18 protein-coding genes and 1 tRNA gene are annotated in these 22674 nt (G+C 53.4%); 11 read left to right on the top strand and 8 right to left on the bottom strand.

What is annotated here, in order from left to right; all coding sequences use genetic code 11:
• The first annotated feature begins 422 nt into the window (after positions 1-422).
• Positions 423-2369, top strand: coding sequence for a DNA topoisomerase IV subunit B (locus HMPREF1121_RS02095; protein WP_009432877.1), 1947 nt, complete (start codon positions 423-425; stop codon positions 2367-2369).
• Positions 2370-2472: 103 nt separating this feature from the next.
• Here the strand turns inward: HMPREF1121_RS02095 and HMPREF1121_RS02090 are convergent, their stop codons facing one another.
• Entirely contained in the window at positions 2473-2748 is a 276-nt protein-coding gene (locus HMPREF1121_RS02090) for a hypothetical protein (protein WP_044114443.1), read from the bottom strand.
• Positions 2749-3202: 454 nt separating this feature from the next.
• Between HMPREF1121_RS02090 and HMPREF1121_RS02085 the strand changes: the two genes are divergently transcribed.
• The 9 genes from HMPREF1121_RS02085 to HMPREF1121_RS02040 all read left to right on the top strand — a co-directional run bounded on the left by HMPREF1121_RS02085 (position 3203) and on the right by HMPREF1121_RS02040 (position 11079).
• Positions 3203-3277 (top strand) — tRNA-Val (locus tag HMPREF1121_RS02085).
• Positions 3278-3669: 392 nt separating this feature from the next.
• Positions 3670-4353, top strand: coding sequence for a CDP-alcohol phosphatidyltransferase family protein (locus tag HMPREF1121_RS02075; RefSeq protein WP_044114442.1), 684 nt, complete (start codon positions 3670-3672; stop codon positions 4351-4353).
• Positions 4354-4367: 14 nt separating this feature from the next.
• Positions 4368-4787 carry a GtrA family protein gene (locus HMPREF1121_RS02070; protein ID WP_044114441.1) on the top strand — a complete coding sequence of 140 codons (420 nt, stop codon included), beginning with the start codon at positions 4368-4370 and terminating at the stop codon, positions 4785-4787.
• Between the two features lie 21 nt (positions 4788-4808).
• Entirely contained in the window at positions 4809-6140 is a 1332-nt protein-coding gene (locus HMPREF1121_RS02065; protein WP_052353550.1) for a glycoside hydrolase family 3 protein, read from the top strand.
• An 11-nt stretch (positions 6141-6151) separates the two neighbouring features.
• A complete protein-coding gene (locus tag HMPREF1121_RS02060; RefSeq protein ID WP_044114440.1) occupies positions 6152-7555 on the top strand; it encodes a serine hydrolase domain-containing protein in 1404 nt (467 codons plus the stop codon).
• A gap of 29 nt (positions 7556-7584) precedes the next feature.
• Positions 7585-8235 (top strand): uridine kinase, encoded by a 651-nt coding sequence (gene udk / locus HMPREF1121_RS02055; protein WP_044114739.1) that lies wholly within the window; start codon positions 7585-7587, stop codon positions 8233-8235.
• A gap of 39 nt (positions 8236-8274) precedes the next feature.
• Positions 8275-9711 carry a tRNA uridine-5-carboxymethylaminomethyl(34) synthesis GTPase MnmE gene (gene mnmE, locus HMPREF1121_RS02050; RefSeq protein WP_044114439.1) on the top strand — a complete coding sequence of 479 codons (1437 nt, stop codon included), beginning with the start codon at positions 8275-8277 and terminating at the stop codon, positions 9709-9711.
• 198 nt (positions 9712-9909) lie between these two features.
• Complete coding sequence (locus HMPREF1121_RS02045; RefSeq protein ID WP_044114438.1) at positions 9910-10269, top strand: hypothetical protein; 360 nt, start codon at positions 9910-9912, stop codon at positions 10267-10269.
• 324 nt (positions 10270-10593) lie between these two features.
• The gene (locus HMPREF1121_RS02040; protein WP_044114437.1) at positions 10594-11079 is read left to right on the top strand and encodes an HU family DNA-binding protein; all 486 of its coding nucleotides are present in this window, start codon (positions 10594-10596) and stop codon (positions 11077-11079) included.
• A 257-nt stretch (positions 11080-11336) separates the two neighbouring features.
• Here HMPREF1121_RS02040 and msrB read toward each other — a convergent pair whose 3' ends face one another.
• Positions 11337-12419, bottom strand: coding sequence for a peptide-methionine (R)-S-oxide reductase MsrB (msrB, locus tag HMPREF1121_RS02035; protein WP_044114436.1), 1083 nt, complete (start codon positions 12417-12419; stop codon positions 11337-11339).
• Between the two features lie 373 nt (positions 12420-12792).
• Here msrB and HMPREF1121_RS02030 point away from each other — a divergent pair, with 373 nt between their 5' ends.
• Positions 12793-13815, top strand: coding sequence for an AbiH family protein (locus tag HMPREF1121_RS02030; RefSeq protein WP_044114435.1), 1023 nt, complete (start codon positions 12793-12795; stop codon positions 13813-13815).
• A gap of 99 nt (positions 13816-13914) precedes the next feature.
• On the opposite strand, the gene HMPREF1121_RS02025 is transcribed toward HMPREF1121_RS02030, so the two are convergent.
• The 6 genes from HMPREF1121_RS02025 to HMPREF1121_RS02000 form a co-directional block, all read right to left on the bottom strand.
• Positions 13915-15963 carry an Ig-like domain-containing domain gene (locus tag HMPREF1121_RS02025; RefSeq protein WP_232223717.1) on the bottom strand — a complete coding sequence of 683 codons (2049 nt, stop codon included), beginning with the start codon at positions 15961-15963 and terminating at the stop codon, positions 13915-13917.
• Positions 15964-16028: 65 nt separating this feature from the next.
• Entirely contained in the window at positions 16029-17354 is a 1326-nt protein-coding gene (locus HMPREF1121_RS02020; protein WP_044114433.1) for an L-cysteine desulfidase family protein, read from the bottom strand.
• A gap of 44 nt (positions 17355-17398) precedes the next feature.
• Positions 17399-18262 carry a 5'-nucleotidase, lipoprotein e(P4) family gene (locus HMPREF1121_RS02015; protein WP_044114432.1) on the bottom strand — a complete coding sequence of 288 codons (864 nt, stop codon included), beginning with the start codon at positions 18260-18262 and terminating at the stop codon, positions 17399-17401.
• 13 nt (positions 18263-18275) lie between these two features.
• Positions 18276-18866, bottom strand: a complete 591-nt coding sequence (locus tag HMPREF1121_RS02010) for a thymidine kinase (RefSeq protein WP_044114431.1) — start codon at positions 18864-18866, stop codon at positions 18276-18278.
• Entirely contained in the window at positions 18866-19318 is a 453-nt protein-coding gene (gene tsaE / locus HMPREF1121_RS02005; protein WP_009433075.1) for a tRNA (adenosine(37)-N6)-threonylcarbamoyltransferase complex ATPase subunit type 1 TsaE, read from the bottom strand. Before tsaE ends, HMPREF1121_RS02010 begins: the two co-directional genes overlap by 1 nt.
• A gap of 185 nt (positions 19319-19503) precedes the next feature.
• Entirely contained in the window at positions 19504-22254 is a 2751-nt protein-coding gene (locus HMPREF1121_RS02000; RefSeq protein ID WP_044114430.1) for a TonB-dependent receptor, read from the bottom strand.
• Positions 22255-22674 lie beyond the last annotated feature (420 nt).

The raw sequence follows: 22674 nt of genomic DNA, 5'->3' as shown, positions 1-22674 counted from the left end.
TTCCATAGGCAACCACACATCGGCATACAAGAAGATGATATAGAACCGCTTGCCCTCGAGCTCCACAGTGGGAGCTCAAGGGAAGCCTTCTATATGGATCGCCCTAGTGGGGTGATAGATCCGGATGGTGCGAAGTGCGTCCTACTCAGGATTAGTACCTGTGTTCTGCTTGAGTTGCTCGGGATTCGCCTGGATATCGTCCGTCAGGATCGGATAGAGCGTGCGGTAGGTCTGCGAAGTAGCACCAGCCTTCCAAGGCTATACGTAGCGCAGTTACCTTGAATGGGTAAGCTATGGGGTAGGCCGTGGAGAGTATATTGACATAGAGCTATATTAGAGGGCATTATATAGGCTCACAGGCGGTTTCCTGCGGGCTTTTTGCTATCTTTGACCTGCAAAACAACGACGGACGTTACAACCACATGACTCTTTTAGAACAGACGACAGTAGACTACAACGACAGTGATATCAAGACCTTGGAGTGGGACGAGCATATTCGTCGCCGCCCGGGGATGTATATCGGGAAGCTTGGAGATGGCTCCCATTCCGATGATGGTATCTACGTCCTGCTGAAGGAAGTCCTTGACAACTCGATCGACGAGTATGTCATGGGGGCTGGTAAGAAGGTTGAGATCACTATCCGTGAGGGTCAGGTGACGGTGCGTGACTACGGGCGTGGTATCCCTCTCGGTAAGCTCATCGATGCCACGAGCAAGATGAACACTGGGGGGAAGATTGATTCTAAGGCCTTCAAGAAGTCTGTCGGGCTTAATGGTGTCGGTATCAAAGCTGTTAATGCTCTCTCCATTCACTGTGAGATCACCGTCTGGCGTGAAGGTCTGACGAAGACTGTTCGCTACTCCCACGCCAAGCTTTTAGAGGAGACCGAGGCCGTTCCCTCCGATGAGCCGTCGGGGACGCGAGTCGTCTTCCGTCCCGATGCTGACCTCTTCCGCGACTACGAGTACAAGGATGAGTTCGTCGAGACGATGGTGAAGAACTACTCCTTCCTCAATGCAGGTCTTGCTCTCATCTATAATGGCAAGCGCTATCTCTCGAAGCGTGGCTTAGCAGACCTCCTCGAGGAGAACATCACCGAGGAGCCTCTGTATCCTATCATCCATCTCAAGGAGGACGACGTCGAGATCGTCCTGACCCATACCTCGCAGGTAGGGGAGGACTTCTATAGCTTTGTCAACGGACAGAATACTACACAGGGAGGTACGCACCTCTCGGCCTTCAAGGAGGCCGTAGCTCGTGTCATCAAGGACTTCTTTGGGAAGAACTTCGACTACCGCGACATCCGCTATGGGATGGCAGCTGCCATCAGCATTAAGATCGAGGAGCCCGTCTTCGAGAGCCAGACTAAGACCAAGCTTGGGTCAAAGGATATGGAGCCTGATGGGCGAAGTATTCAGAAGTTCCTCAATGACTTCCTTGGTAAGGAGCTGGATAACTACCTCCATATCCACCCCGAGGATGCTGCCATCATGCTGCAGAAGATCCAGGAAAGTGAGCGTGAGCGTAAGTCTCTCAGTGGTGTAGCAAAGCTTGCACGCGAGCGGGCTAAGAAGGCCAGCCTGCACAACAAGAAGCTTCGCGACTGTACGATCCACTTCAATGACCCTAAGGCGAAGGAGCCTGAGCGTACCAGCCTCTTCATCACGGAGGGTAACTCGGCGAGTGGCTCCATCACCACGTGTCGTGACCCCAAGTATCAAGCCGTCTTCAGCCTCCGAGGTAAGCCCCTCAACTGCTATGGCCAGAGTAAGAAGGTGGTGTATGAGAATGAAGAGTTCAACCTCCTTCAGGCTGCTCTCAATATCGAGGATGGTCTCGACGGGCTACGCTACAATCGTATCATCATCGCGACCGATGCTGATGACGACGGGATGCATATCCGTCTACTGCTGATTACTTTCTTCCTGCAGTTCTTCCCCGAGCTGGTGCGTCGTGGGCATGTCTTCATCCTCGAGACTCCGCTCTTCCGCGTCTTCTTGCCCAAGGAGCACAAGAAGTCAGACAACTTTATGACAAGCACTCCTGCTAAGAAGAAGGGCCGTACCAAGAAGACTGCAGAGGAGGCACCTGCCGAAGAACTTGTGACAAACATCTACTGCTACAATGAGGCTCAGAAGCAGGCTGCACTGAAGAAGCTGGGCAAGCGAGCACTGGTCACGCGATTCAAGGGGCTTGGAGAGATCTCTCCAGAGCAGTTCAAGGATTGGATCAGCGAGGAGAATATCAAGCTGGATCCTATCCGTATCCGCAAGGAGGACAATCTAAGCAACCTCCTTATGTTCTATATGGGTAAGAATACCCCCGAGCGTCAGAACTTCATCATCGATAATCTCGTCGTCGATGAATGATCACGCACTATAGATGCCGTTAGTAATACGGCTGTATAAAAAGGAAAGGCCCCGCTACTCAATCATTGAGTAGCGGGGCCTTTGCTATAGGTTAGAGGAGGGATTACTTCTTCTGCTTCTTGCAGCAATCCTGCTGCTTATCCTTGGCGTCCTTCTTGCAGCAGTCCTTCTTGCCTGCTTCCTGAGCGGACTTGTCTGCCTTCTGGTCGCAAGCCTTGCCATCTTTCTTATCGCAAGTCTTGGCGTCCTTCTTATCGCAGGACTTAGCATCGTTCTTGGAACATTCCTTTTTTACGGGTTCCTTCTTTTCGGGGTTCTGAGCCGAGATATTTGCACCGAGCGCTAAGAGGCACGCTGCGGCGAGGATGAACTTCTTCATATTCGCTTTACAGTTTAGAGATAGTAAATAAAGACTATTGGAGTGGTCTCGAGACCGACTCCTCGTGAGCAAAGGTAATAAAATGTAATTGGACTCTACTGCCAGCGCTTGTCGTGGTCTTTATCAAGATCTCAGGGGCATATTGAGTCGGCAACGATTAGCACGAAGCTAATTCTTCGCTCAGAAGGCCCCTCTTCAAAGTACCTTGTCGCTTCTCTCCCGCTACTCTTATTTGATAGCGATTCATAGATGAGATTAGCTAAGACGATTTACTCTCCCTACATCCTTAGCTACAGTCTTTTCAGTGACTCTCAAAAAGGGAATGATGTTGCCCGACGGAAATGGCACCTTGATATAATCGCACAATGAAAAACAGGAGTGTGGAGAGATTTTTTTCGCCGAATGTTTGGTAGTTCGGAATATTTGCCTACCTTTGCAGTGTCAAAAACGATATGAATCTTTAGCTCAGTTGGTTTAGAGCACTACCTTGACAGGGTAGGGGTCGGCGGTTCGAGTCCGCCAAGGTTCACCGAGTATTGTCTCATGGTGTAATGGTAGCACAACAGATTCTGGTCCTGTTTGTTAAGGTTCGAGTCCTTATGAGACAACAGAGAGAGGAGCGATAGCTCCTCTTTTTTTGTATATGCCTGGGGGATAAGCTTATTCTCCACCTCGATTCAGAGGTGGGCAGAATGTGCTTGAGCTGTGCTTTCGACTTGGTGTGTAAAATGATAAGCAAGACCATATGCCAAGCCGGAGTACTATATGAAAATATAGGTTAACTTTGTGGTAGGGACACCGACTTGCTGTCGGTACTCGGGTGGTAGACCTCCAAACTTTAGGATGGAAGTCCCACCCCTCATTTGACAACGGTAGATAGGCTGAGCCAAGAGGACCCAGTCAATAGAATAATACAGAGTTATGTCTGAAACTAAAAAGGCGATAAGCCAAGATCGTAAGCGAACGAATATCCTTCATGATCAGGAGCTTGCTCTCATCGCCTATCTCGTAGAGCGTATGCCTCGCTGGGTGACGTCTAATATGCTTACCTCGCTGGGACTTTGCGGCAATCTACTTGTAGCACTGCTCATGTGCTTAGCCACGGTCTGGGGCTCTTGGCTCCTGCTATTCACTCCCATCGCTTTCTTCGTCAACTGGTTCGGCGACTCACTTGATGGCCGTCTTGCTTACTACCGTAAGAAGCCCCGTAAGTGGTTTGGCTTCTGCTTGGATATCGTAGTTGACTGGATCGGTATCGTAGCTATCGGCTTGGGCTATTATGCCTATGTACAGCCAGAATGGAAGGTCGTTGGGTTCATCTTTGTCGTCCTCTACGGTGCAGAGATGATCATCTCACAGCTCCGCTATAAGGTCACCGATAAGTATTCGATTGACTCGGGCATTCTCGGTCCGACGGAGGTCCGTATCATCTTAGCTTTGCTCTTCTGTTCGGAATTCTTCTTCCCTGGGAGCATGCAGTGGTTCGGTCTCATGATCTCGATTATCCTCCTCTTCTCCTTTATTTCAGACTTTCGTAAGCTCCTCGCTGCAGCAGATGAGCGCGACATCGCCCTTCGTCGCGAGCAGCAGCAGGCTTCCAACTAAGGTCATTCTTCCCCTTGCTCCAGCGCCTCCGACGTCTTGTCCTGAACTTTACCCAAGCCCAGATATCCGCTGGAGCTGGCTCTGTTGTGGACTATGGTCTGATGATCCTTGGCGTCGAGGTCTTCGGATGGGAGCTCTTCTGGGCACTCGCTTGTGGTGGGGTAGTAGGGGCGGTCGTTAACTTCTCGCTTAATCGCTACTGGACCTTCCGAGATAAGGGCGTAGCTTATGATAGTGGTCTTGGTGGTCAGATCCTCAAGTTCGCTACGATTGTAGCAGGTAGTATCCTCCTAAAGTATCTTGGCACGTACGCTCTTGAGCACTATGCTGGGATCGACTATAAGATAGGGAAGCTCATCAGTGACCTCTTTGTCTCCGTACTCTTCAATTATACGCTACAGCGCTTTTGGGTCTTCCGTAAGCAGAAGCCCTAAGCGCTTTATTTATATCCCTCAATGGCTGCAATCACATTCCAATCTTCCAAATATTTACTGGGTCTTGCCCTGTGCTGTACTCTTAGCTTTGATGCCTTCTCGGCACCGCAGGAGAGTAAGACTCCCAAGAAGACAGAGCTGCAACAAGAAGGACTCCTCGTCTTCCGTGGTATCGATCCTACAGCACAGCAGCGCTGGGTCGATAGCGTCTATAAGAGTCTCGACTTAGAAGGACGTGTGGGGCAGTTGATTATGCCGATTATCTACCCACGTCCAGAGGACAAGTCTGCTTTGCTGAAGCGTATGAAGCAGGAGAAGTGGGGTGGTATCCTCTTCCAAAAGGGTTTCCTTGCTGATCAGCGAGACTTGACACAGAGCCTGCAAGAGGCTAGTGCTGTGCCTATGCTTATCGCTCTCGATGGTGAGTGGGGACTCTATATGCGTCTCAAGGACGCACCACGCTATCCTCGTAGTAAGGGGCTGGGTATCAAGGGAGATATGGAGCTCATCAAAGCCTATGGTGCTGAGGTCGCTCGTCAGTGCCAGCTGATGGGGATCCACATCAATTTCGCTCCTGTAGTGGATGTGAATATCAATCCTAAGAATCCCGTCATCGGTACGCGTAGCTTTGGCGATAGCCCTGAGCTCGTCGCTCGCTGTGCTGTCGCCTATGGTCAGGGGCTCGAAGAGGGTGGTGTCCTCTCTGTCGCTAAGCACTTCCCTGGGCATGGTGACACCTCCGAAGACTCCCACAAGACACTTCCTACCGTATCAGCTTCACGCGAGCGTATGCAGCGTGTTGAGCTCTATCCCTTCCGTGCCTATCGTGATGCGGGACTGGGGGGCGTGATGACAGCTCACCTGCGTGTACCGGCCTATGATGCCACGGGACGCGCTGCCTCGCTTAGTCGTAAGATCACGACAGATCTTCTACGCCACGATATGGGCTTCAAGGGACTTGTCATCACGGATGCTCTGGAGATGCGCGGTGCTCAGGCTAATGGCGTGAACTCAGTAGCAGTCGAAGCCCTGAAAGCCGGTAATGATATCCTCCTTGGCCCTTCACAGCCTTTGGAGGCTCGTAATGCAATCATCCAAGCACTCCGATCGGGCGAGGTGAGCGAATCCGAAGTAGAAGAGAAGTGCCGTCGTATCTTGGCCTTCAAGTATGCTCTGATCATCAAGAAGAAGTCGCCAGAAGCTTCTGCGGCTGAGGTCAAGAAGCAGATATGGACTCCCGAAGAAGCTGCACTTCGTAGCCGCCTCTGGCAAGCTAATGTATCTGCTGGTGAAGGAGAAGATCCTACGGCAAAGACCAAGGCTATTCAGCCTACCTCGAAGACTCGTCGCTAAACCATACGTCTATGCGCTCTCGTCCTCTCGTTGCCCTCCTCTCGCTTCTTCCACTGAGTGCTCTCTATGGGCAGACGCCTCAGTTGCCCGATAGTCTGCAGGTAGATAGCCTACCAGCCACTACGGAGCATATCCTTGCTCCCGAATCAGTATCCTCCAAAGCCTTAGCTCGTATCGATAGCTTAGCTGAGGCTGGCCTTCGTATGGGAGCTTATCCAGGGTGCCAGATCTTCGCCTTCTACCAAGGTGAGGTGCTTGTGAACAAAGCCTATGGTTCGCTTACGAGTCTCAAGGGGCGACAGGGGGAGCCTGCTACGCCACAGAGTATCTATGACTTGGCTTCTATCACGAAGGCTGCCGCTACGACACCTGCTCTGATGATCCTCGTCGGGGAGAAGAAGATCAATCTCAATTCGCCACTGCTGAGTTACCTCCCCGAGACTAAGGAGACGCTGCTTGGGATGGTCACTATTCGCCAGCTCCTGCTCCATCAGTCTGGGCTACCAGCAGGGATCAACTTCTACACCGACCTTATTGATGATACGAGCTATGAAGGCTCGCTCATCCGCTATAAGTCCTTTGCTGGTGGTGTGCCTCTCGTAGGGAAGGCTTGGGGTAATCCGAACTTCCGCTTCCTCGATAAATACATCTCTGATAAGGCAACCGAAGAGCATACCCTGCGCTTTGGCTCAAAGAAGTATCTATCGCCATCCTTCAAGACACGGATGATGGAGCGTCTCCTCTCGGCTCGGGTCTCATCAGATAAGAGCTACCGCTATAGTGATCTGAACTTCATCCTCCTCCAGCAAGTCATCGAGCGTGTCTCTGGTGAACCCTTAGATGAGTTCGTCACGAAGCATATCTATCGCCCTATCCAAGCACGTCTCTACTTCAATCCCTTGGAGCGTGGCGTAAAGATCCAACAGATTGCACCCGCCCAGCATGATACCTTCCTGCGTGGAGAGATCCTCCGTGGTACGGTCGATGATGAAGCTGCTGCCTGTCTCGGTGGTGTATCGGGTAATGCAGGACTCTTCGGGGCGGCTGAAGAACTCGCTAAGGTCTGCCAACTCCTACTCCAGCATGGAGCATGGGGTAAGAAGCAGGTCATTCCCAGCTCTACCGTTCGTCTCTTCACTGAGACGACGAGTGCATCGGGCATCAGAGCTCTTGGCTTTGATAAGCCCCGCTCTTCGGGTGGCCCTACGGGGATCTATGCCTCATCAGCGACCTACGGACACCAGGGCTTTACAGGGACATGCTTCTGGGTAGACCCCAAGTATGACCTCATCTTTATCTTCCTCTCCAACCGCACCTACCCAACACGTCAGAATACGACCCTCATACGTGAGCGTCTCCGTCAGCGTCTCCAGGACTTGGTCTACGAGGCTGTCGGAGCCACCACGCCCAGATAAACTTGATCCCTTATCATCTCGCTACAGCTATGAGCCAAGTAAATACTACATCCACCACGATCATCGGTGTCGCTGGTGGCTCTGCCTCAGGTAAGTCAACCCTGGTACGCAAGCTCCAGGAGGCCTTTGTCGATGAGCACGTCACGACGCTCTGCCACGACTTCTACTACAAGGCGCACGATGATCTCAGTCTCGAGGAGCGCTCCAAGCTCAACTATGACCACCCGCACTCCTTCGACACGGATATGATGATCGAGCATATCCGCCAGCTCAAGCAGGGGCAGAGTATCCAGCGCCCCGTCTACTCCTTCACCGACCACAACCGCTTGCCTCAGACGGTATGTGTCCAGCCCGCGAAGGTCTTGATCCTTGATGGTATCTTGATCCTTGAGAACAAGGAGCTGCGCGAACTGATGGACGTCAAGGTCTTCGTTGATACGGATGATGACGTGCGATTGGCTCGCCGCCTCGTGCGTGATGTCCAGGAGCGTGGGCGTGATATGAACTCGGTGCTCAAGCAGTACTTCTCTACGGTGAAGCCCATGCATCGTGACTTCGTCGAGCCCTCTAAGCGCTATGCCGATATCATCATTCCCGAAGGGGGGATGAACTCCGTCGCTCTCTCGCTGCTCGTAGAGAATATCCATTCGATCCTGAAGCGTGGTCAGCTTGAGGAATAAGCACTTCTCTCCGAACACCCTTTACCTTCCTACTATCTCATGATATCATCGCTTATCGGCAGTGATACGATCTGTGCTGTGGCTACTGCGCCTGGTATGGGTGGTGTCGCTATTATCCGCGTGTCAGGCTCCGAAGCCGTCGGCATCGTTGATCAGATCTTCTCTTGTCGTGAAGTCCGTACGCTTGAGCGTGCAAAGGATCGAATGGCTTACTTTGGTCGCTTCTCTCACGAGGGCAAGACGATCGACGAAGGTCTGGTCACTTGCTTCCGTGCCCCACGCTCCTATACGGGTGAAGATGTCGTAGAGATCTCGTGCCACGGCTCGGTATTTATCCAGCAGGCACTTCTCGAAGCTCTTACCGATCAAGGCTGCCGTATGGCAGCCCCAGGCGAGTTCACGCGTCGGGCTTACCTCCATGGCAAGATGGATCTAAGTCGTGCTGAAGCCGTCGCTGACCTCATCGCGTCCGAATCGGAGGCGCAGCACCGCATGGCGCTCACTCAGATGCGTGGCGGCTATAGCGCAGAGTTCGCCCAGCTACGTGAGCGACTTCTACAGCTGACCAGCCTTATGGAGCTGGAGCTGGACTTCAGTGAGGAGGATGTGACCTTCGCTGACCGTACGCAGCTTCTGCAGCTCCTCGACGAACTGACGGCGAAGATCGAGCGTCTGACCGAGAGCTTCCGTCTTGGTAATGCGATCAAGCGTGGTATCCCAGTGGCTATCGCTGGCGCGACGAACGTAGGGAAGAGCACCCTGCTCAATACTCTTTTAGGCGAAGAGCGCGCTATCGTCAGTGATATTCATGGTACGACCCGTGATACGATCGAGGACGTGCTGAATATCGATGGTGTCCTCTTCCGCTTCATCGATACGGCAGGCTTGCGCTCGACGGATGACACGATCGAGGCGCTGGGTATTGACCGCAGCTACGATAAGATCGATAAGGCGAGCCTTGTCCTGCTCCTCGTAGATGCCTTGCGCATAGCTGATGCAGACTATCGTGCGGCACTCCTCCAGCTCCTTCCTCGCCTGGAGGATAAGCCCTTCCTCGTCTTGCTCAACAAGATCGATGCCATCGATCCTCAGGCCACGCAAGCCGTACTAACGGATCTTTCGTCGCTACTTACCGAGTATTTGCCTTCGGGTGAAGCGCCTTCGATCCTGCCCATATCGGCCCAACGAGGGGACGGCTTGGATGAACTTCGTGCGGCACTGATCAAGGCCTTGGCGCTTCCCGAGCTCCAGTCTACCGACCTTGTGGTGAGTAATGCCCGCCACCATGCACTCCTCACGACGGCACTCCATAGCCTAAGTACCGTGCGTACGGGGCTGACGGATGGCCTTCCCACAGACCTGCTGACGCCCGACCTGCGTGGTGCTATCACGGCCATAGGCGAAGTCACCGGAGCCGACATCACAAGTGACTCCGTCCTTCACAATATCTTCGCCCATTTCTGCATCGGGAAGTAACTCTTGATGGATCTTACTACACCAGATTCGCAGGGGCTCACTTCTCGCTATCTATCTAGAGGACACGAGAATATTGGCTGTTCTCTGTCACATAATTCCACTACTTAGAATCATGTAGTGAATACTTGGGGTATTAGATAGGATATATAATATAATCGCATTATATTTGTTGCATGTTTAACTCTAATACGTAGAAGTATGTCTGAGAATATGAAGGCTCTATATTATGAGTCCTTAATAAGAGCTGTGTTTAAATGTGATCGTTTTGGTGTAGCAGGTGCAGACGCCGATATTTACCGCCGTTTAGAAAGGGTCTCATGGGGTGAACCCTCTGAGAGCGTTGATCAGTTCGAGCTAGGTGTAAGCGTCGGTGAAGTGGCTGCACATATAGATAACGCTCTAGAGTACATCAAGGGAAAGCACCTACATAATCAAGAGTTCATTGAAAAGATTGAAGAATGCATTTGTCTTCTATGCAATCCGACGAAGGAAAAGATTGATGAATGCATAGACAAGGCATGGGAGGCATTTAGAAGTATAGGGCTAACTGTCTCTTAATCGAATCTATCAAACAAGCGAAAGCTATATAGCTTTGGGCTGATTCCTATATAGGATCACCCCGATTGCTATATAGCTTTCGTTGTATTCCTATATAGCTTTCACTTGATTACTATATAGGATTGACTCGATTACTATATAGCTTTCATCTGATTACTATATAGCTTTTGGGTGATTACTATATAGTATTGGCTCGATGATTATATAGCTTTGTAACGTGTGCTATATAGGAATATTTTGAAGAGAAATGGTTAACTTCGCAATGTGTACCAAGTGAGACACATAAACACATTATTACTAACAGCTTAATACTATTTGAATCCCATGGGAAAAAACAAGCCTTTAGCCTATGTGCTACGCGAAAGAAAAATGAGCATCGGCAAGCTCAAAGGGCAGATCGTACAAGTAGCGTCGCCCACAGACCGACGTAGCGTCTCCTTCGACCACTTCTGCGAAATGGTCGCTGATCAAACCACTTTCAACTACATGGAGGTTGCCTCCGTGCTCAATCTGGCTGCCGATATGGCGAGAAAGCTCGTCGCTAACGGCGATATGGTCGAGTTCGGGCGTCTGGGCAAGCTGAAGCCCAGCTTCAAGAGTAAGGTCGTGCCCAAGGGGCAGGAATTCAATGCGAGCCAGCACATCACCGAAGCTCGCGTACTCCTGCGCCCCAATTCCGAGTACTTCCGTCTGGATGATGTTAGCTTCGAGCGGGTCACTCCCCGCGTGAAGAAAGCGAAGAAAGCGACTCCTAAAACAGGTGGTGGCTCGTCGGACAATCATTCCGGAGACGGGCATGTAGGGATCTGATGCCTGCGAAGTGATAGGAGTCATCTTATCCCCTTAGTACCCGATCCCACATCTCCGTGCTCTATCAAGTGAAGGAGGCCATGCGCTCTCCTTCACTTGATATTTTTTTGTGCGGCACTGTGCAAGCACCTTTCCCCGATCGGATATGTAGTGTTTGCTGTGCTTAGAGATAAATAACCGTAGATACAGCGATCCCATCGGAGATGAATGAGCCTTCTCCGATGGGATCGTTGTATGTAGAGTTGTGGTAGCTTACCTTACTTCCCCTTCTTGCTCTGCTTCTTCTCGAGGAGGGGGAGGTACTTGGCGTAGCCGGCTTGCTTCATCTCTTCGCGGGGGATGAAGCGGAGGGCCGCGCTATTGATGCAGTAGCGTAGGCCACCCAGCTCCTGCGGGCCGTCTTCGAAGACATGGCCGAGATGAGCCTTACCCGTCTTACTGCGCACCTCGATACGCTTCATGCCGTGGGAGTCATCCTGATGCTCGCTGACGAGGGTGGAGTCAATGGGGCGGGAGAAGCTGGGCCATCCGCAGCCCGAGTCGAACTTATCCGTGGAGATGAAGAGCGGTTCGCCCGTCGTGATATCGACATAGATGCCTTCGCGCTTCTCGTCCCAATAGTCGTTGTCAAAGGGATGCTCCGTGGCGGCATGCTGTGTGACAGCGTACTGAGTGGGGGTGAGCCGACGGCGCAGCTCTTCGTCCGAAGGCTTGACATAGGCATTGGCCTCGCGAGCGATCTGGAAGAGTTCGGGGCGGATATGGCAGTAGCCGGAAGGGTTCTTGTCCAAATAGTCCTGATGGTAAGTCTCTGCATCGTAGAAGTTGCGGAGGGGCTCTACCTCGATGACGATGGGCTGTGCATGCTCACGCTGTAGCATCTCGATCGCCTTCTTGATCGTCGGTAGGTCTGCGGTGTCGGTGTAATAGATGCCCGTGCGGTACTGATCGCCCACGTCGCCACCTTGCTTATTGAGCGACGTCGGATCAATCGTCAGGAAGTAGAGCTCAAGGAGCTTGCTGAGACTTACCTGATCGGGAGCGTAGGTGATGTGTACGGCTTCGGCAAAGCCTGTCGTGTGGCTACACACTTCCTCGTAGCTGGGGCGGGAGGTATGGCCATTGGCGTAGCCGACCTCTGTGGAGATGACGCCACGTACTTGCTTGAAGAAGTGCTCGGTGCCCCAGAAGCAACCGCCGGCCAAATAGATCTCTTTCATAGGTGAAGTGGATGGAGTGTTGGGTGAAGGGTGTGTCTGCATGCGCATAGCTCGAAGTCCTAAGGCTCCAGCTGCCAGTAGTAGCAGAAGGGTCAGTGTCCGGAGACTGTTCCGTTTCATAATGCCTGTTCTTTTAGACTGTGTAGAGGTTGATGGTAGTTTACTGACTTACTAACAGCGTAGGCCTGACGATAGTTATAAGCCATCCAATATCGGGGTATAGTTTGAGTCAATATCGGGTAGGGGTGCGAACCTATATTGGTTCGTGCTCCGACCAATATAGCTTCCGTTAGCGACCAATATAGGTTCACGCGTCGACCAATATAGGTTCGCTCAGTGACCAATATAGGTTCATACCATCTACCACTATTGGTTCACTCTCGTTTCGCTATGCGTGCGCACAATCTTCGTACCTTTATGCGCGCAATCCCACTCAGGATGGTGCCTACCACAGTATACTTCATCACGCTGACCCTCTACAGATAGAATAGCTATGAATGTCCTCTACCTTATAGGTAATGGCTTTGACCTAAGACTTGGGCTACCTACTCGCTATGCAGACTTTTTAGAGTACTATAAGGGGCAAACCCCACAGCTTGGCTCCGGTCGCAGCCAGCAAGAAGAGGCTATCCAAAAGTATAAGGAGCGCTTCTTTGCTGAGATGGCGGAGCGAGAGGGGCGCGGCGAAGAGCAGTGGAAGGATTTAGAGATAGCTCTTGGTGAGTTTACTACGGCCTTTGGTGATGATGCTGATGGGTTCTGTGACTTCTACGAGGATATGAATCGCTCCTTAGAGGCCTATCTGGCACAGTGCAATAGTTTTGAACCTACTCCCGAGGAGGTCGAGAAGTTCCGTGAAGACCTGACCTACCCCTATCGCTACTTCAAGCTGAGAGAAGAGAAAGAGCTTCGTGCTCTGACTATTGCTCAGGCATGGTATATTGACGTCATCTCCTTCAACTATACCTCATCATTTGAGTGCCTCTGCCAGGATGCTTTGCTGGTCGGAGAGTACACCTATGCGGAAGGGCATGAAGGTCACCCCGTGATATACCAAGGGGTGAAGCATGTGCACGGATTATTAGGTGAGGGTGGAATTCTGCTTGGTGTAGATCATGGCGAGCAAATCGTGTGTGATCAGTGTAGGCAGTGTGACGATGTTATGGACCTCCTGCTGAAGCCACAAGCCAATGAAGGTCGGGGAACGCTTGTGGATGAGGAGTGTCTTAGTCTCATTGCGGGGGCTGATGTGATTTGCCTCTTTGGCTTGTCCCTCGGTCCCACGGATCAGATGTGGTGGACGGCCATCAAGAAGCGTTTCCTCGATAATTCAGAGGTCATCTTGCTCTACTTCCATTACGATCCGTCCACCGATTCTACATTGAAGTTTGATCGGCGGAAGGAGAGACGAGCTCGCCAGCACCTTATCGATGCGCTCGGACTGGAAGGCAATCAAAAGGAGTATGATGATCGGATCTTCGTGGCGATCAACTCGGATATGTTCCCTAAGCGATAGACGCGAGTAGCCTACCACGGTATAACGGTATAATAGCAGAAGCGGTACAGCTCCCGATGGGAGTTGTACCGCTTCTGCTTTGGGTGGAGAGGCGAGGGGTTAGCGACGCTTGCGTCCCCAGCGCTTGTAGTACTCGATGTTCTTATCCTCGCGCTTCTTCTTCGCCTCGTCGGGCTTGACCTTGCGCAGGGCTTCGGGCTTGCTACCCAGAGGAGACTGCGTGTGGATGTCCCAGCGCTCTTCGGAGGTGAAGCCTTTCTTGATGGAGATCGCCTGCGGGTAGTAATAGACCTCCTCGGGGGCACGATCAGGGTAGTCTCCAGGTGTGAAGGCGGCGTTGTCGTCCGTATCGACGATGAGTCGGACGAAGTACTCCCCAGGCTTCAGGTCATGGAAGGAGACTTGACAGGACTCTGTGGGAGTCTTTGCTTCGGGGAGGCTATCGGCCTTAGTGGCTTGAGGAGCTTGCTTAGAGAGTAGCTCGGCGAGTATCTTATCGCCTTCGGTAGATGCTGCTGTGGGCTGTGCTTTCTGCGTCGTATCTACCTTGACCTCATGCCCATAGAACTGCTGGAGGACGGCATCGCTCTTGTCTATGAGTTGGACGAGGGCGTGAGAGCGGATCCCCTGCAGGGTGATGGTGAGCTGACCGAACTCGTCCTCCTTCTGTATCTGCTGCGTGAAGGCGACAGAGTCGCAGGCAGCGCCATAGATATCGCGTACGGCAGCCGAATCAATGCGTGCCCGATAGCTCTTGCCATAGGCCCGTGGGAAGCGGAGCGTATAGCGCAGGTGATCCAGCGAGTCCTGTACGATGGTGAAATCCTGAGGCTTGTAGAGTGAGTCCTCCTGTATCTCCAGGTGAATCGCAGAGGAGGGGAGGGCTGCAAGGGGACGTGAGGCCGTCACATAGAGGCTATCACTTGGAGTGCCTCCAAAAGCGCCCGAAGCCCCGGTAAGGGTGATCTGTAGAGGAGACTTCTCTGCTTCGTGCGTCTTGTCGTGCTTCTTAGCTCGTGCCTGTGGCTTGATGAAGACGAGCGTATCGGTCTTCTCTTGCAGGCGAAGCAGTGAGTCGGTCTTCTCGTAGGTGAGAGCGAAGCGCACCGAGTCGCGTGCAAGGAGCTCCTTGTCACGTAGCCATAGATCGACGACCTTGCCCTTAGCCGTAGCCCAGTAGAGGGATTCGGCTGGTGTGGTTGGCTTGTCCAGCGAGCGAAGGCGAGGGAGCTTCTTAGGCTCAGCGAGGAACTCCAGTCGGCAGATCAAGCTATCGGGACGGCTGTGTCGCTCGAGCCCGTACTGCTGCACCTTCGCTACCGAATAGCGTAGGGCGATGTCGCGAGGGAAGTAGTAGGTGAAGGGATAGGTGACGAGTGAGTCGCGGTGAAGCGTGTCACGGCGCACGATGGAGTCGATGCGTATCGTGTCGGTACGCATGCTATCGCGTAGTGTCGTCTGGAAGCTCTCGCGAGAGAAGGCAAGACCTTCACTGCGGTCGCTGTACTGATAGTTCGCATCGTTGTCCTTCGTCGCAAAGACCTTGTAGGTGCTGTTGGGGAGCCCACGCATGGTGAAGAATCCCAGCTTATTGGTCTTACTGACATAGGGGAAGGGACGCTTACGTAGCGTACTATCGTTGATGTCTGTGGCGGGATAAGCCCCTACGATGAGCCCTTCGACAGGCTCAAAGGTCAAGGCATCGATGACCCGACCTGCCAGCTGCATCGAGTCGATCTGCCCACCTGTGGAGATGAGGTAGCTGAAGCCTTCGAGCGGGTTGTCCTCGTTGTTGTCTACGATGACATCATCGAAGTAGAAGCTGTAGGTCGTATTGGGGCGCAGGGTGTCGGAGAGTACGATGGAGACGTGGCGCCCGTTGGCTGTGATACGTGCTGCCTCACGCTGGGGAGGGGATACGATGATCTTGTCCGTCTGGCTGGAGAGCTTGACGTTCTCATCGAAGGTCAGGGTAAAGTGGCGCGTATTGACCCCCGTAGCCTTCACCGCAGGTGAGGCCTGTAGGAGGCGAGGTGGCTCCGTGTCAAAGGGGCCACCTTCGGGTGTACCTTGGTTCGCACAGCCCCATAGCAGGAGGGATCCTGCCAGGAAGCTGAGCGCAAAGTGCATCGTTCTATTTGGATTCATCCAATAGTAGCTGATTACATATGTGAGACGAGCGGGACACTATCGGTGAACCCCAATAGCGGGGGCTAAGCATTACGCTTGCCCTTGCTCGTCATGATCTTGAGGACCTTGAGGTCGGTCTGGGCCATGCCATCACGACCAAGGTCTGCGAGGTTGCGGATGCAGACGTCGATATCATCGTCTACGATACCTTCGGTAGCGGTGACGACGTGTCCCTGCATAGAGAGCATAGCGGAGATGAGTGCAGAGCTCACGCCCGTCGAAGCCTTGAGGCTACAGCTAGGCTTAGCACCGTCACAGATCATCCCCGAGACGTTGCCGATCATATTCTTCACAGCTCCGATAGACTGCTCCTTCGTACCACCCATGAGGTAGGTGATAGCACAGGCGGAGCCAATCCCTGAGACGACCATCCCGCAGAGGCAGGAGAGGCGCCCCAAGAGCTGCTTGATGTAGACGACGAGGAGGCTACTGAGCATGATCGCCCGAGTGGTGACCTCACGACTTGCGCCCTGCTCTTCGGCGAAGGTCAGGACGGGGAGCATCGAGGAGATCCCCTGATTGCCGCTACCCGAGTTGCTCATCACCGTGATGGGAGCACCGTCCATACGGGCGTCGCAGGCAGAGCTGGTATAGGCCAGCATCTGCGTAAGGGGCGTATTGCCGAGATAGCGACGTCCCATATCGCTATTGATGAGCTTACCGAGGCTATGCCCATAGCTGTGAGTGAAGGAGTACTCGCTGGCACGCTTGTTCTGCAGTGCAGCCTCGTAGATGAAGTCCAGCTCCTCCAGCGGGCCATACAGAGCGTACTCATAGACGAGGTCGAAGTTCAAGGTGATCGTCTCCTCTTCGTCCTTAGTCTCCGGACACTTCGTGCAGGGCGTATCGGCGGTGCGTGGCACGAAGCGGTCTTCACCATCATAGGTGAGTGCTGTGAGGCCTGTATGAGTAGCCTGGATGATGGCAGTCGATAGACGCCCCTCCGTATCGGTCAGTAGGACTTCGACGTAGAGGCGGTCGACGTTGTCACCTTCCTTCAGCCCGATCTGGATGCAGCCGCTTGCTACAAGCTTCTGGGCCTGATGAAGCTCCTCATCAGTGAAGGTGTCGAGGAGCTCCAGTTGCTTCTCGGGTGCTGCTAAGATAGCACCGAGAGCGATCGCGATGGGGATACCGAAGGTCCCCGTGCCGGGGATACCGACGCCCATAGCGTTCTTGAGCATATTGCCGCTGAGCAGGACTTCTATCGAGCGGGGCTCTGCGGTCGTCTGTGCCGCAGCATAGGCTACGGCGAGGGCTACGGCTGCAGGTTCGGTACAGCCTGTAGCGGGTACGACTTCACGGTGCATGAGAGCAGTGATCTGCCGTATCTGTGTGGGTGTAAGCATGGGGTTCTGATGGTCTAAGGTAAGTAGTGTAGTAGGGGAGTGTGTTATTTACGCTGAGTGCGAAGGATCGTAGTGAGCTTGCCGTCCTTGGTCTTGAGGTCGGGATAGCCTCCGTTCATCGCAGGCTCCCAAGCACCGTAGTTGGGGTTGGGTAGGACGATGAAGCGCTTGCCGAACTCAGCGGCGAAGCGTGAGACGCCTTGGTCACGTACGGCCTCGTCACGTACATCGAAGAAGTGGTCGAAGTCACCGAGGTTATCACCGAGGAGCATCAGGATGTTGTGCGTCTTGAGCACCTCATCGCGACGGGAGGTCTTGTCGGAGGACTTGTCCTTGAACATGAAGTGGCTATCCTCTACCTGAGGGAAGCCCAGATCACGGAGGTTCTTCTTCGTACCAGCACGATTGATCTCATCACGGTTGGAGATGTAGTAGATGTCTACACCGAGTGCATCGGCCTTGCGGAAGAACTCGACAGCACCCTGCAGGGCTACGGCATCAGCTTGATCGCACCAGCGGTCCCACGAAGGCTGGGAGTAGTCCTCGCCCTTGAGTGCCTGGTAGACGGAGTTCGCTGAGTTGTCAACGATGGTCTCATCGATGTCGGTGACGATAGCCCAGCGCTTTTCACCTGCAGCCAACGGCTTTTGAGTGGCTGCAAGAAGGCGCTCCGTAGCGACATTGTAGGCTTGTTGGCAGAGAGCCTTATATTCAGCGGATCGCTGTATCCAGGCTGCCGTGAAGAGTTTCCCCCCGAGCGTTGGGCTCATTGCATAGGCTACCCTGCCATTGGGAGCGTAGGTCGTATTGTGCTCCTTATTTGATCCGATGGCGATGACACAGCTTGAGAAGAGTGTCATCGAGAGTAGGGTAGAGCCAGCGAGTGCGAGTAGTTTGTTGGAATTCATTGCTATAGTAGGGTTAGTCTTGCTTATTGTTATGCGTGTACTTGAGGTAGCAGGTACGGCATAGCGGGCTGTACTCCTTAGCTTCGCCGAGCATGACCTGCTGCTCACCAGAGACAAGGCGGTAGGAATAGTTCGCCCAGCTCCCGCAGCCTACGCAGATCGCGTGGATCTTGTCTACCGAGTCTGCTATAGCGCAGAGCTGCGCCATAGGGCCGAAGGGCTGACGACGGAAGTCCATATCCAGTCCAGCGAGGATGATACGGATACCTTGGTCAGCCAGCTGCTCGACGACCTCGGGGAGGTGCTCATCGAAAAACTGTGCCTCGTCGATGCCGATGACATCGACGTCCGAAGCTAAGAGTAGAAGGTTCGACGAATTATCTATCGGCGTAGAGGCGATAGCATTGCGGTCGTGGGAGACGACCTCGGTCTCATCATAGCGGGTGTCTACTGAGGGCTTGAAGATCTCTACGCGTAGCCCTGCGATCTTGGCACGGCGCAGGCGACGAAGGAGCTCCTCTGTCTTACCGCTGAACATCGAGCCGCAGATCACCTCGATGCTACCGCGTACACGGGCCTGACCCGTCTCAAATGGATTAAGCATTACTTGTCCTCCGTCTTATTATAGCGTGCGGTGAGGCGTCGTGCCCCGCCTTCGATCTCCTCTATAGTAACGCGTACCGTGTCGGCTGGTAGGATGTCCTCCATAACCTCTGGCCACTCGATGAAGCAGAGTGCGCCACTCTGGAGGTAGTCTTCGGCTCCGAGATTCAGCGCATCATTGAGCTTCTCCAGGCGGTAGCAGTCAAAGTGGTAGATGAGTTCTCCCGAGGGCTCAGCGCGATATTCATTGATAATAGAGAAGGTCGGGCTATTGATGACATCCTGCACGCCGAGGGCTTCGCAGAGTGTCTTGATGAAGGTCGTCTTGCCGGTCCCCATCGGGGCATAGAAGGCAAAGATATCCCCCCAGGGGAGGACCTCCTCGATGAACTGGCGCGCTACGGGCTCCAGCGTGTCTGGGGAGGCTAAGAGGTAGGTGGTCTCAGTGTCCATTCGCTTGTCTTGATTGTGCCAGAGCGTACGTGCCCCAGCATATACTCACCCGCAAATTTAAGATATTCGGTGCATAGTCTGTATACCTATATATAGAGGCTGCCCCTACACTTCTGTGGAGAAGGTAGGGGCAGCCTCTAAATCGTGTCGCACTTGGACGTCTTGTCCTCGGGCAATAGGGGGGATTAGAAGGTAAACTTCATCCCGAAGTAGCCTGAGCGAGGGATCGTGGGGCCGTAGATATAGCCGCTGTCACGGTCTGGACCGAAGTCGTAGTCGCTCTGGAAGGCGTTGAAGAGGTTATTGATACCGCAGTAGAGCTGGACATTGCTCTTAGAGAAGAGACGCAGATCATAGGTGATCTTAGCGCCGAGATCAAAGAAGCTCTTGGTCTTGACCAGCTCGTTCCACTCGACATCGACCTCCTTCTGTGCGCCATCTTCGAGGATAGCAGCACCTGTAGCATCTACGAGAGGAAGCTTATAACCTTCCTTGCGAAGACCAGCAGCAATAGCCGTGCGGTCGGTGACAGCGGAGTTCTGCCCCCACTTGACTACGTGAGGCACGTACATTGAGCCCGTGAAGGTACCTGTGAGAGCAATGTTCAGTGGGCGGATGGGGTTGATGCCGATCGTGAAGTAGCCGTAGGTAGAGGGCGTGCGAGTGATCTCCTTAGAGGTCATCGAGATGGTCTGAGGCTCATTGTCTACAGCGACGTTGTCGAAGTCAGAGCCGTCAGCCTTAGGCACGAAGGACTTGTAGTAGGCAGCATCGTGGTCACCCTGGACCTTTTGACGTACGCCCCATTCCTGGTTGACGTCGTACTTGTTGCTGGTGAGCGTGAGGCCGGCCTGGAGGGAGAGCCAGCGATAGGCGATCTTACCCTCGAGGTTCAGCCCGAGGACCTTGGCGCCCGAGGAGACCTGCTTACCATTGTCATCGATCCCGTAGTTGTGACGCGTGTAGTAGGAGATACCGTTCTCAGACTTGTCCTTGTAGTTCGTGAAGACGTCGAGCAGACGGGTGTAGAAGCCTTCGACGAGGACGTTGACCTGTGCACCACCGAGGGTGAAGTACATGTCGTTGCTGAGGCTGAAGGAGTGGGAGATCTCAGGACGAAGGTCCTCAGCATTGGTCACACGCTGTGCCTCACCACCGACGACCCCGACATGAAGGTCTTCGTCAAAGACCTGAGGAGCACGGAAGCCCTTGGCATAGGTAGCGCGGATGTTGATATTCTTCGTGGGGTTGTAGCGCAGTGTAGCACGGGGGCTGAAGATGGCCTTCTTGACGGCGGAGTTCTCATCGAGACGCGTGCCGAGCAGGACGCTCCAGCGGTCGTTCTTCCATTCGATCTGGGCGAACTGGCTGGCGTTGCGGATGACCTGACGCAGGGCAGGGGAGAGGGAGATAGGGTTAGCGCTGAGGTCGAAGCCATCGCTGACGGTCTTCTCTGTCTCCCATTCTCTCAGAGGCATCTTGTCCTCGAGGCGGTCATAGCTATATTCAGCACCAGCGAGGAGCTGAGCAGGCATGAAGATGAAGTGGTCGAAGTCATAGGTGTACTGTGCACCACCGACCCACGTCATCCCACGGGTGATACCGAAGTTCTTCCCGTAGTTAGAGGTGTGGATGGGGCGACCGATAGAGCCTGCATTCACAGCCTTGCCCTCGTCGGTAGTCTCGTTGCCATCCTTATCGATGTACTTGTCGCCTGCTTTGTTGCGGAGCTTCGTCTCACCGATACCACCGTAGTAGCTGTTACGGGTGATGTGCTGAGCGGAGCCGTAGAGCTGGAAGTGGTGCTTGTAGTCTTCGCTGTAGCCGTCAAACTTCAGGTTCCCGCTATATACGGAGTGGCGAATGGACTCAGCTACACCGGCTACCTGCTCGGGCCAGTCGATGTGGTCACCACCGCGACGGGCTTCGCTGAAGGTATGGACTTCGCCGGTCAGACGCGTGTAGTCTGTGGGGCGGAGGTAGCCACGGAAGCCGAGCGATCGGGAGTCAAGACGACCAAGCTCGCTGTAGCCATCGCCATTGACGTCGTGCTCCTTGCGGTAGCGAGCCTGTGCGAAGACCATGGCTCCAGCACGGTTGTCGTCGCTGACGAGTGAGCCGTTGAAGCTCAGGTTATTGTCCAGATCCTTGAAGCCCGAGAAGCCAAGGCTCTCATTGAAGGAGAAGCTATTGCGCTGAGGCTCCTTGGTGATGATGTTGATCACCCCTGCGATAGCAGACGAGCCGAAGAGGGCAGAGCCACCGCCACGTACGACCTCGACACGCTCGATCATGTTCGTGGGGATCTGCTCCAGACCATAGACCCCTGCCAGTGCACTCATGATGGGATGGCTGTCGATGAGGATCTGTGAGTAGCGCCCGTCGAGGCCATTGATACGTACTTGATTGAAGCCGCAGTTCTGGCAGTTATTCTCGACACGCACACCTGGCTGGAAGATCAGCCCTTGGGCGAGGTTAGTGGCATTGGTGCTCTCGAAGAGCTTGGTGTCAAGCACGGTGACGAGCGTCGGAGCGAGACGGCGTAGGGTAGCCTGACGGTTGGAGGAGACGACGACCTCATCGATACGGATGTTGTCTGGCTCTGCATCGAAGTTGACTTCAACGACCTTACCAGGGATGATCTCCACGGTGCGCTCTTGGCTGAGATAACCGAGACCGCGCATGACGAGTGTCACGCTCTTCTGCTTGAGGTTCTTAAGGAAGTAGTGCCCTGTGGCATCGGTAGCCGTACCGAAGGTCGTACCCTTGATAGCGATGGTGACACCTGAGAGATGTTCGCCAGTCTTCGCATCTGTGACGTGCCCAATAATGTTGGCATCAGTTGGCCGCTCTTGTGCTACCAGCTCACTGCTGAGACCGATGGCCGAGACCAGAAGGATCTGCAGTGAGAGCATGAGGGCGTAAAGCTTACGCATGGTTATTACTATGATTTATAGTGAGTAAAGTTGCTATGTCGCATGGGCAAAAATACGCCATTCATAGCCCCCCTCTCTTACGCCTCTGCAAAATACATAGATGTAGGTATAGGGTAGAGGTAAGTGCCTCTATTATATACCTAGTATAATGGGTGCTGGAGCATTGATTAATCATATCACGTCGAGGTGCATTTCCTCCATACTCAAGCTGCTTTTCCGTCATAGCTTTACGAGAAAAGTTATATCTACGTACGTGGATTTAAAACCTATGTACAGAGAACTTATCATCTATGCACGTAGACTTTAGGACTACCCACGTAGATAGCGGATTACAGCTACTGGTGCAGGTCTTCTTTTCTGCAGATCTGCGACTCTATCTGTATGCATATACAGCTGCTTACAATAGCTCTTTGATCTTAT

Origin of the sequence: Porphyromonas sp. KLE 1280 (genome assembly GCF_000700805.1) — a bacterium.
In the GTDB taxonomy this organism is placed as follows: Bacteria; Bacteroidota; Bacteroidia; order Bacteroidales; family Porphyromonadaceae; genus Porphyromonas; species Porphyromonas pasteri.
This window is presented reverse-complemented; position numbering and strand designations above follow the sequence as displayed.